General features: G+C 39.8%; 8 protein-coding genes and 1 rRNA gene (1 of these 9 running past the window's edge). 1 reads left to right on the top strand and 8 read right to left on the bottom strand.

Features of this window, described 5'->3' with window-relative positions; all coding sequences use genetic code 11:
• The 7 genes from IGJ49_RS04760 to IGJ49_RS04730 all read right to left on the bottom strand — a co-directional run.
• A 16S ribosomal RNA gene (locus tag IGJ49_RS04760) occupies positions 1 to 1,365 on the bottom strand (it extends 196 nt beyond the left edge of the window).
• A 732-nt stretch (positions 1,366 to 2,097) separates the two neighbouring features.
• A complete protein-coding gene (locus IGJ49_RS04755; protein ID WP_065096743.1) occupies positions 2,098 to 3,600 on the bottom strand; it encodes a HAMP domain-containing sensor histidine kinase in 1,503 nt (500 codons plus the stop codon).
• The gene (locus IGJ49_RS04750; RefSeq protein WP_010735834.1) at positions 3,597 to 4,283 is read right to left on the bottom strand and encodes a response regulator transcription factor; all 687 of its coding nucleotides are present in this window, start codon (positions 4,281 to 4,283) and stop codon (positions 3,597 to 3,599) included. The genes IGJ49_RS04755 and IGJ49_RS04750 overlap by 4 nt, the downstream gene beginning before the upstream one ends.
• A 187-nt stretch (positions 4,284 to 4,470) precedes the next feature.
• Positions 4,471 to 5,892, bottom strand: coding sequence for an NADP-dependent phosphogluconate dehydrogenase (gene gndA / locus IGJ49_RS04745; RefSeq protein ID WP_023519428.1), 1,422 nt, complete (start codon positions 5,890 to 5,892; stop codon positions 4,471 to 4,473).
• Positions 5,893 to 6,097: 205 nt separating this feature from the next.
• Positions 6,098 to 6,277, bottom strand: coding sequence for a 50S ribosomal protein L32 (rpmF, locus tag IGJ49_RS04740; protein ID WP_010735836.1), 180 nt, complete (start codon positions 6,275 to 6,277; stop codon positions 6,098 to 6,100).
• Positions 6,278 to 6,334: 57 nt separating this feature from the next.
• Entirely contained in the window at positions 6,335 to 6,904 is a 570-nt protein-coding gene (locus IGJ49_RS04735; RefSeq protein ID WP_010735837.1) for a YceD family protein, read from the bottom strand.
• 175 nt (positions 6,905 to 7,079) lie between these two features.
• Positions 7,080 to 8,045: an AEC family transporter gene (locus IGJ49_RS04730; protein WP_019723059.1), complete on the bottom strand. Its 966-nt coding sequence runs from the start codon at positions 8,043 to 8,045 to the stop codon at positions 7,080 to 7,082.
• Between the two features lie 234 nt (positions 8,046 to 8,279).
• Here IGJ49_RS04730 and IGJ49_RS04725 point away from each other — a divergent pair, with 234 nt between their 5' ends.
• Entirely contained in the window at positions 8,280 to 9,170 is an 891-nt protein-coding gene (locus IGJ49_RS04725) for a LysR substrate-binding domain-containing protein (RefSeq protein WP_019723060.1), read from the top strand.
• Between the two features lie 80 nt (positions 9,171 to 9,250).
• On the opposite strand, the gene pyk is transcribed toward IGJ49_RS04725, so the two are convergent.
• Positions 9,251 to 11,035: a pyruvate kinase gene (gene pyk / locus IGJ49_RS04720; protein WP_010735840.1), complete on the bottom strand. Its 1,785-nt coding sequence runs from the start codon at positions 11,033 to 11,035 to the stop codon at positions 9,251 to 9,253.
• Positions 11,036 to 11,059 lie beyond the last annotated feature (24 nt).

The raw sequence follows: 11,059 nt of genomic DNA, 5'->3' as shown, positions 1-11,059 counted from the left end.
CTAGCGATTCCGGCTTCATGTAGGCGAGTTGCAGCCTACAATCCGAACTGAGAGAAGCTTTAAGAGATTAGCTTAGCCTCGCGACTTCGCGACTCGTTGTACTTCCCATTGTAGCACGTGTGTAGCCCAGGTCATAAGGGGCATGATGATTTGACGTCATCCCCACCTTCCTCCGGTTTGTCACCGGCAGTCTTGCTAGAGTGCCCAACTAAATGATGGCAACTAACAATAAGGGTTGCGCTCGTTGCGGGACTTAACCCAACATCTCACGACACGAGCTGACGACAACCATGCACCACCTGTCACTTTGCCCCCGAAGGGGAAGCTCTATCTCTAGAGTGGTCAAAGGATGTCAAGACCTGGTAAGGTTCTTCGCGTTGCTTCGAATTAAACCACATGCTCCACCGCTTGTGCGGGCCCCCGTCAATTCCTTTGAGTTTCAACCTTGCGGTCGTACTCCCCAGGCGGAGTGCTTAATGCGTTAGCTGCAGCACTGAAGGGCGGAAACCCTCCAACACTTAGCACTCATCGTTTACGGCGTGGACTACCAGGGTATCTAATCCTGTTTGCTCCCCACGCTTTCGAGCCTCAGCGTCAGTTACAGACCAGAGAGCCGCCTTCGCCACTGGTGTTCCTCCATATATCTACGCATTTCACCGCTACACATGGAATTCCACTCTCCTCTTCTGCACTCAAGTCTCCCAGTTTCCAATGACCCTCCCCGGTTGAGCCGGGGGCTTTCACATCAGACTTAAGAAACCGCCTGCGCTCGCTTTACGCCCAATAAATCCGGACAACGCTTGCCACCTACGTATTACCGCGGCTGCTGGCACGTAGTTAGCCGTGGCTTTCTGGTTAGATACCGTCAAGGGGTGAACAGTTACTCTCACCCTTGTTCTTCTCTAACAACAGAGTTTTACGATCCGAAAACCTTCTTCACTCACGCGGCGTTGCTCGGTCAGACTTTCGTCCATTGCCGAAGATTCCCTACTGCTGCCTCCCGTAGGAGTTTGGGCCGTGTCTCAGTCCCAATGTGGCCGATCACCCTCTCAGGTCGGCTATGCATCGTGGCCTTGGTGAGCCGTTACCTCACCAACTAGCTAATGCACCGCGGGTCCATCCATCAGCGGCACCGTAAAGCGCCTTTCAAAACGAAACCATGCGGTTTCGATTGTTATACGGTATTAGCACCTGTTTCCAAGTGTTATCCCCTTCTGATGGGCAGGTTACCCACGTGTTACTCACCCGTTCGCCACTCCTCTTTTCCCGGTGGAGCAAGCTCCGGTGGGAAAAGAGGCGTTCGACTTGCATGTATTAGGCACGCCGCCAGCGTTCGTCCTGAGCCAGGATCAAACTCTCATAATATGCTAGTTCCTCACAGCGAAAGCTGATGTGGAACTGTAGTTCGAAATTTACTTTCGAACATCATATAGTTCATTTGTTAAGCTCAATTGTTTGCTAGCATATTGCTTGCTTGTTAAAAATGTTTGTTGTCTTGAATTGAATCAAGACGCCCTACACATTTGGTTTGTCTTACTTTGTTCAGTTTTCAAAGGTCTATTCTTTCTTATTTAACAACTTTTATATCTTAACATTTCTTTAAGAAGTTGTCAATAAGTTTTTCTTTCTTAACTTAGAAAGTTGTTTGTCGTTGTTTCTTGGCGACTTCATTAATATATCATGTCAGCTGTTATTTGTCAACAACTTTTTTTGTTGGTATATTAAGGTTTTTATCACCTTATTTTTAACGACTCCGTTATTATAACACAGCATCAAAACCTCGTCAACATTTAAATTCAACAATTTATCATGACGTTTCTTACTGCTTTGTCAGAACAAATAATAATATATCAAGGACTTAAAAAAATTGCAATAGAAAAAATGCTTTTTTCAACGATTATTTTCAAAGCCGAATATTCGTAGAAGATGTTTAAAAATCAACAGTTTTTTGATGTTATTTAATTGTATTATTCTAGTATTTCTCAATTAAAGTTCGTCTCTTTTTAAGGGGAAAGCTACGTAAGAACTTCTTAGAAATCAATAGCCTAGGGAAGTTTGTCGATAAACCCATAAAAAAAAACAAGCAAAGTCATCACTTTACTTGTCTTCTGTTCGTACAATTGGTACAAAAATTCTAAAAATCGTCCCTTGCCCTACTACACTCTCTGCTAATATTCTTCCTTTATAGCTTTCTACAAGTTGTTTGGCAATCGACAATCCTAAGCCATTTCCACCTTTTGTTCGTGCTCTTGCTTTATCTACACGATAAAAACGATTAAATATTTTCTTCAAGTCCTCTTCAGGTATTCCCTCACCAAAATCTTGGATCGCGATCTCAAATTCGCTAAGCGTGGATGAAATGGAGATATGGACTTCTTTTCTTGTCGTTGAATACTTTACCGCATTATCTAAAATGATGATAATCAATTGTTCAAAATGATTTCTAAAAATTTGTAGTGTTACTTCTTTAGGTAAGTCATCATCCAGTGTAATAACATAATCAGGATAAAGTAATTTAAAATTATTGAATACTTGGTAAGTCACTTCTTTTGCATTCGTCGTTTCGTTGGCATAATAAACATCCACTTGCTCTGCACGTGATAGATCTAGCATTTCTTGTACTAAGCTTTTCATCCGACTGATTTCTTGCATACTTGCAGTTAGGGATTCTTCTAAAATTTCGGGATCATCTTTCCCCCAGCGATTCAATAAGCTGAGATGCCCTTCAATAATTGCTACAGGTGTTCTTAATTCATGTGATACATCTTCCACAAATTGTTCTTGTTGTTCGATATACAGACGCATACGATCTAGCATTTCATTGAAGATCTCAGCAAGGTCTGCTAACTCATCATCTGTATCAATCTCTGGCATATGGATATCTGATTGTGGATCTTTACGGATCGTATCCATCGTATCTCGTAATACTTTTAACGGTTTTAAGAAGTAGGAAGATAGGAAGAAACCTAAGATACTACTTAGTATCAAGGAGACAATCTCTAGCACGATCAAAGTCAACAAAAGATTATTTCTTATATCATAGAAAGATGAAAGTTCATAAAACGTTTGAGTATAGCCGATTTTTTCTCTTGTTTGTTTAGAATAAATAGGTTGGATCGATAAAAAGCCAGTTTTCCCGTCTAAAGTAACGATCGTTGGGATCTTCCTGGTCGTTTGGATCAATGAACGACTTTTTTCGTGTGTTTTAAAAATCAATTTTTCATCCAGATCGTAAACATACAGATCCATCGATGCTTGACCAAGTTCGGAAATAAAGGAGTCGATTTTCATCAAGTTCCCTTCAATGACAGCAGTATCATCTCCAGTACCACCGGTTTGGTCAGCGTTCGTTAAGTTTCGATAGGCATTGATCAATGTCAACTCCTCATCTGAATTTGATAAACGAGAAGCCGCTTCAGAAATGGTATGTTCGACATTTGCTCTTTCCTTAGCTACGATCAGATTGATCGATGATTTATAGGTGATCACTGCAAAAATCGTAAAGACGACAAATATGAAGAAAGAACTTGCAAAGGCCCACTTGATCGTCAAGGATGGACCTTTAAGTTCTCTTTTTTCGGTTTGATTGTAATTGCTCACGAGCGCATCACGTAACCAGTCCCACGTACTGTTTGAATATAGCTTTCCTCACCAGGAACGTCGATTTTATTACGGAGATAACGAATATACACATCCACTACGTTTGTTTCCACTTCGGTTTCGTAGCCCCAAACTTTGTTTAATAAAACATCCCGTGCAAGTACCACGTTGACATTTTCCATCAAAGTAAGTAATAGTTCATATTCACGCTTCGTTAATTCAATGACTTCATTGCCACGACGTACGACTCTATTTTCTTTTTCGATCGTTAAGTCGCGATAAGTGATCGTTGTTTGTTTTGCCACATTTTTGTCTCCTTCGATGTCGATGCGGCGTAATAAAGCACGTAGACGCGCTAACAATTCTTCGATTGCAAATGGTTTGACGATGTAATCATCTGCACCATGATCTAAACCAGAAACTCTATCAATGACAGAATCTCTCGCAGTCATCATGATAATTGGTGTATTTTTCGCTTGGCGTACGCGACGACAAACTTCAAGTCCGTTCAATTCAGGTAACATCAAGTCTAATAAAATTGCATCCCACTCATTATTCAAAGCAGCATCCAGACCTGTTCGTCCATTGTAATGTACTTCAGCATTATACCCTTCATGTTTTAATTCTAACTCGACAAATCGGGCTAAGTTTTTCTCATCTTCAATGATTAGAATATTACTCATTCAATTTTGTCCTTTCTCTCCTAGGCTTCTAAACTCCATTATTATACCAATAGTTAATTTAAAATCTATAATCATTTTATCATGGAATACTATTTTAAAAAAGAGCTGAAGTCGCCCTCTATAAAATGACCTCAGCTCTTTCATTTATTACTTATTTGTTTAGCATGTTGAAGAATAGAGAAGCTGATTAATCTTCGTTATACCATGAGTAATGGAAGATTCCTTCTTTGTCAACACGTTCATACGTGTGTGCGCCAAAATAATCACGTTGTGCTTGGATGATATTTGCAGGCAAACGTTCGGCTCTGTATGAATCAAAGTAAGCAATCGCTGAAGAGAATGTTGGTACCGGTACGCCTGCTTGAACAGCTAACGCAACAACTTCTCGCACGGCTTGTTGGTATTTCTTAGTGATCTCAACAAAGTAGTCATCCAATAATAGATTTTCAATGTCAGGATTGTTTTCGTAGGCATCAGTGATTTTTTGTAAGAAACGAGCACGGATGATACAGCCGGCACGCCAGATTTTTGCAATTTCACCGAATGGTAAATCCCAGCCATAGTCTTTCGATGCGACACGTAGCTGTGCAAACCCTTGTGCATAGCTCATGATTTTGCTGAAGTATAACGCTTCACGAATTTTTTCGATAAATTCTTTTTTATCGCCGTTGAATTCAAAATCATTCGTATGTGTCAAGATTTTGCTTGCTTGTAAACGTTCATCTTTGTATGCAGAGATATAACGGGCAAAGACAGACTCTGTGATCAATGGAAGTGGCACACCAAGGTCTAAAGCACTTTGACTTGTCCATTTCCCTGTTCCTTTATTCCCTGCAGCATCAAGGATCACGTCTACGATCGGTTGACCTGTACCTTCATCGTCTTTACGTGTCAAAATGTCCGCAGTGATTTCGATCAAGTAGCTATCTAATTCACCTTCGTTCCATTCTTTGAAGATATCAGCCATCTCATCGACAGATAAACCTAAAATATTTTTCATCAAGTCATAAGATTCAGCAATCAGTTGCATATCACCATACTCGATCCCATTGTGGACCATTTTGACATAATGACCTGCACCATTTGGACCAATGTAAGTTACACAAGGGGTGCCGTCTTCTGCTTTTGCAGAAATTTGTTCAAGGATCGGTGCAACTAATTCATACGCTTCTTTTTGTCCACCAGGCATGATCGAAGGTCCTTTCAACGCACCTTCTTCTCCACCTGAAACACCAGTCCCGATAAAATTGATACCAGAGTTGGCTAATTCTTCATTTCGACGAATCGTATCTTGGAAGAAGGTATTCCCGCCATCGATCAAAATATCACCTTTGTCTAAATGTGGTAATAATTCTTGGATCGTTGCATCTGTTGCTGGTCCTGCTTTGACCATCAAAAGAATACGACGTGGTTTTTCGATTGAATCAACAAATTCTTCGATCGTGTATGTTGCTTTGAAGTTTTTGTCTGGATGTTCTTCTACCACATCTGTTGTTTTTGCTCCTGTACGGTTGAATAGTGCAACAGAGTAGCCGCGGCTTTCAATGTTAAGGGCTAGATTTTTACCCATGACGGCCATTCCGACAACGCCGATTTGTTGTTTTGACATATAAACTCCTCCTACATATGGGATGTTCTCCCTAATCTCTCTAATTATAGCTTAACATAGCTTACTTGCAAACCAAATAAGTACGAATCGGTGATGTTTCTTACTTCTTATCATTCCGAATACAATTGTTATTTCAGAATCAAAAAAATAAACCTCAAGGCTCCATGGTTAGCCTTGAGGTTTTACATTTTCTAAATAAAATGTATTAAGCTTCTTTAGACATTACGTCCTTACCATCGTAGTAACCACAACTTGCACATACGTGATGGCTTTTTTTCATTTCACCACAGTTTGGACATTCGTTCAATCCTTTGATTGTCAATTTGTAATGAGTACGACGTTTTGCTTTTTTAGCTTTCGATGTTCTTCTAGCTGGTACTGCCATTTTGCTACACCTCCTTGTAAAGTCTCGTATCAATATTTGATACAATATATTCCAATCTTACGCGTTATCATCTTCTTCTGATGCTGAATCAAAAAATTCTGATAGTTTTGCAAGACGAGGATCTACTTTTGTCTCAGCTTCTTCCGTTTTGCGTTTTTCGTACTCTTCTTCGGATAGCACTTCCCAATCGTTCCCTTTCGGTAATTCAGTGGAATGCTCTTCTTCTTCTGTGAGTACACGCATCGGAATCGCCAATAAAATGTTGTCTTCGATCGACTCTGTCACATCTAGATGCGTTCCTTCGATTAAGAGGATCTCTTCTGAAGGTAACTGTACATCTCTACGTTGGTATTGCTCCATCGTCATAAACAATTCATCTACAGACAGTTTGATTGGTAATTCAACTGGTGTCAATGAACGAGTGGACGGAACAGTCAATGTCGTCTGCGCAGTGTAATGAACGAGATAGCCTTTGTTATCTACTGAGACTAGACCTTCGACTTCCACAGGCGCAACATCTAAAATTGAATCGTCTCGCTTCATAAGAGCCTTTTTTACGTCAAGGGTCTCATGAAAAGTTAACGGTGTCTCTTGGTATTTTCTCAATTCCAATAAAGACCATTTCATAGTTTCATCACTCCTAAGCAACAAAAGCTATTATACAGGGCAAAAAGTCGGTTGTCAATGAAATTTTCTTGACACCTTACACTTCATAAAAAAACACAGAGCGTTTTTCTCATCTACGTGAGATTTATTCGCTCTGCGTTTACTTTGTCGCTAGCTATCACCGTTTGATCAGATATCAAATGTATTGGATCAATTGCATTAAAATAGGTACAACGAACACAAATAGTAAGGTACTCGTCGTGACAAGATTCGTTGCATACTTCACATCACCGTGTGCTTCATTTGCAAGGATTGGTAAGACAGCTAGCATAGGTGTAGCTGACTGTACGATCAACGTTTGTTTCAGTAGAGGGGCTAGTTCTGCACCAAAGGCATATTTACCTATTACCATCAGTCCAATCAATATAGCTGGTGCTAAGATAAATCGACCGATCAAAGCCACGATCGTATCCCGATCAAATCGAATACTTTTCAACCCTGCATCGTATAAAACAATTCCGATATAGATCAATGATAATGGCGTCACGATCCCGCCTACATAATTTAGTGTTGAATTGACAAAATCAGGTACAGGGATCTCTAACACCAAGAAGAAAAGCGCAAGGATAAAACCTAATAAAGGCGCTGGCAAAAGCTTTTTCCAATTCAGCTTCGTTTTCTTTTCTGTTCGATCTTTTGTCGGGTCATCATTAGCGATCAAAAACACACCAAATGCCCAGGTCGATACGGTATTTGTCACATAATAAATTAAAAAGTAAGGTAAAGAGGCTTCGCCAAAAAGGGCAATATTGAGTGGCAAGCCAATAAATATCGTATTGGCATTCACTACTGCATTCATAAAAATCCCCCGTCTACCTGGTTGTATCTTGAGTAATTTTGTTAGTACATAAGCAATCAAGTAGGAAATGATCACTGCAGCGATCGGATATATCAAACTTCCAGATAGTTCAATCAAACTGCTTTTAGTTAAATTCTTCATAACTGAAACAAAAATCGAGGCGGGTAAAGCTACTTTAGTGATCAAGGAAGAGATACTTCCCCCAAACTGTTCATCAAACCACCCCAAGCTTTTTAGTACATAGCCTAATCCAATCATCAAGATTATACTGATCACACTTTCAATTGATTGAAAAAATACCATTTCTTCCATCTCCTCAGTAACCATTTAGTGAAGCAATCTCTTTGTAGATATGAGCCAGCACTGCTCAAACATGTTGCTTCTTCTATTTTTTGTTTTAATCTAAAAGACGATTCGCGTGCCACTAGCCTAGCAGATTACTTATTTCTTTTTTAAGTGTAGTCTTTTAGGTTTGTTATAGTCAAAATTATCGATTACAATAAACATTATTTATATGTCAAGGGAGCGAATCGATTCATGAATACAAGAGATCTTGAATACTATGTTCAAATCGTCAAACAAAAAAACTTTACTAAGGTGGCTAAGTTTTTTGAGGTCAGTCAACCGACGATTACTTATGCCTTACAACGCCTAGAAAAAGAAATTGGTGCCACACTGATTACAAGAGATCGTTCCCATCATGAATTGATTATCACTCCTGCTGGTAAGCAATTATTGATCCATGCACAATCCGTCTTACAAGAAATTACACTTGCTAAGGCAGAGATTGCTCAGCTACAAAAGAAAAAATTGCGCTTTGGTATGCCACCTATCATTGGCAATGAATATTTCCCAAAATTATCGAGCTATTTTATCAAGCATCAATTAATGGGTCAAATCGATATCATCGACGGAGGTTCTCGTGATCTATATGGCATGATTCATCAAGGGCGGATTGATCTTGCGATTCTTGGATCAACGCAACCGATCGTTGATCAAAAGCTAGAAGTCGAGCCATTGTTGGATAAATGCTTCATGATCGTTGTGTCCCCTTCACACCCTCTAGCAGATCGTACAAGCGTTTCTTTTAAGGAGCTAGTCAACGATCAATTTGTTTTATTAAATGAACACTACGTCCATCCTGCTGCGTTTACAAAGCTTTCTAAGCAAACGCATATTGTACCTAAGATCGTTTATCAGAGTAATGACTTAACTATTTTGAAAAGCATGATCCGAGAAAATATCGGGATTGGCTTTCTCACCGAGATCGCGATTCATCCTGAAGATAATCTCGTAGCTATTCCTTTAGCAGATACTGCTCAACCACGTTTTTTGATTTCATTAGCCACTCGTGCACAGCAGTTACCAACGGTTTTACATGAAAACGTGATCGAAGTCATCCATGAATTTATGAAAACCCAAAAATGACTTGCTCAACTCACACACAATAAAAAACAAAAAAAGAGTGCTGAGATTTCTCTCAACACTCTTTTTGATTTTGATTTCAATTAGATAGCTGTTGTTTCTCCGCGATAAACGATACCACGACGAGCGTCAACAGTGATCAATTCACCATCTTTGATCGTTGAAGTTGCATCTTTCGCACCAACGATTACAGGAATATCTTGTGCAATTCCCACAACTGCTGCATGTGAAGTCAAACCGCCTTCTTCAACAACTACTGCTGCTGCTTTTTCGATTGCAGGCATGAATTCTTTGTCAGTTGAAGGAACAACTAATACCATACCATCTTTTGCTTTTTTGATTGCTTCTGCTGCTGATGAAGCAACTACAGCGTTCGCTACAACAGATTGTTGACCGATTCCTTGTGCTTCAAGCAATTTTGAACCAATCATTTGAATCTTCATTACATTTGTTGTTCCACGTTCACCAACTGGTACACCAGCAGTGATCAAGATCAAGTCACCTTCTGAAGCGAAACCTAATTCGACTGCTTTTTTCGCAGCTAATTCAAACATTTCGTCTGTTGTTGTTGGTTTTTCTGCAACTGTTGGATATACACCCCAGTTAAGCATCAAACCACGTTTTGTGCGTTCGTCAAATGTGACAGCTAAGATATCAGCATCTGGACGGTATTTAGAGATCATTTTTGCTGTATAACCAGATTCAGTTGCAGCAACGATTGTTTTTACGCCTAAGTTTTTCGCAGCACGTGCCACTGATAGACCGATTGTTTCTGTTACATCAGTTTTGTCAAATTCATTTAATTGGAATGAACCTAATTCTGCTAATGCTAATTCAGCTTGTTGGTCGATACGAGCCATTGTTGCAACAGCTTCAACAGGATAGTCACCATTTGCTGATTCACCTGATAACATTGTTGCGTCTGTTCCGTCAAATACTGCATTGGCAACGTCAGATGCTTCCGCACGTGTTGGACGTGGGTTTTCTTGCATTGATTCTAACATTTGTGTTGCAGTGATTACTGGGATACCCGCAGCGTTACATTTTTTGATGATACGTTTTTGAACCATTGGTACTAATTCAGCAGGGATCTCAACACCCATGTCTCCACGAGCAATCATGATACCATCAGAAACTTTGATGATTTCATCAATGTTGTCGATACCTTCTTGAGATTCGATTTTAGGGAAGATTTGAACATGTGTCATGTCTTTTTCTTCTAAAATTTCACGAATATCTAATACGTCTTGTGCTTTACGAACAAAACTTGCAGCGATGAAGTCGATGTCGTTATCTAGTCCGAAGCGGATATCGTCTGCATCTTTTGGTGTAATACCTGGTAAGCTGATTGAAACGCCTGGTGCGTTAACACCTTTACGTGATCCCAGCATACCTGCATTTTTCACTTCTACTACTAATTCACGCGTTGCTTCATCTTTTTCAATGATTTCCATGTCGATCAAACCATCATCGAATAAGATATGTCCACCTACATGAACGTCTTCAAAAAGACCTGGATAAGTTACTGCGATTTTTTCTTTTGAACCTACATGTTCAGGGTCCATTGAGATGCGTGTTTTGTCGCCAACTTCAAATTTGATGTAGCCTGCACGGCCAAAATCTTCTTCAGTTGTGCCTTGAACTGTTGTACGGATTTCTGCACCTTTTGTATCTAAAAGGATGCCAACATCTTTACCAGTTTTCTTCACTGCTTCGCGAACCATTACCATACGTGATAATTGTTCTTCATGGTCACCATGTGAAAAGTTGAAGCGGAAGACATTTGCTCCAGATTCAATCAATTTAGAAATAGTTTCTACTGAATTACTGGCTGGTCCTAATGTACTAACGATTTTCGTTTTTTTCATTTTACAAAACTCTCCCATTCAAAT

Origin of the sequence: Enterococcus sp. AZ171 (assembly GCF_051714005.1) — a bacterium.
Taxonomy (GTDB): Bacteria; Bacillota; Bacilli; order Lactobacillales; family Enterococcaceae; genus Enterococcus_B; species Enterococcus_B pernyi.
Note: the sequence above shows the minus strand (reverse complement) of the source record. Positions and strands in the feature narration are given on the sequence as shown.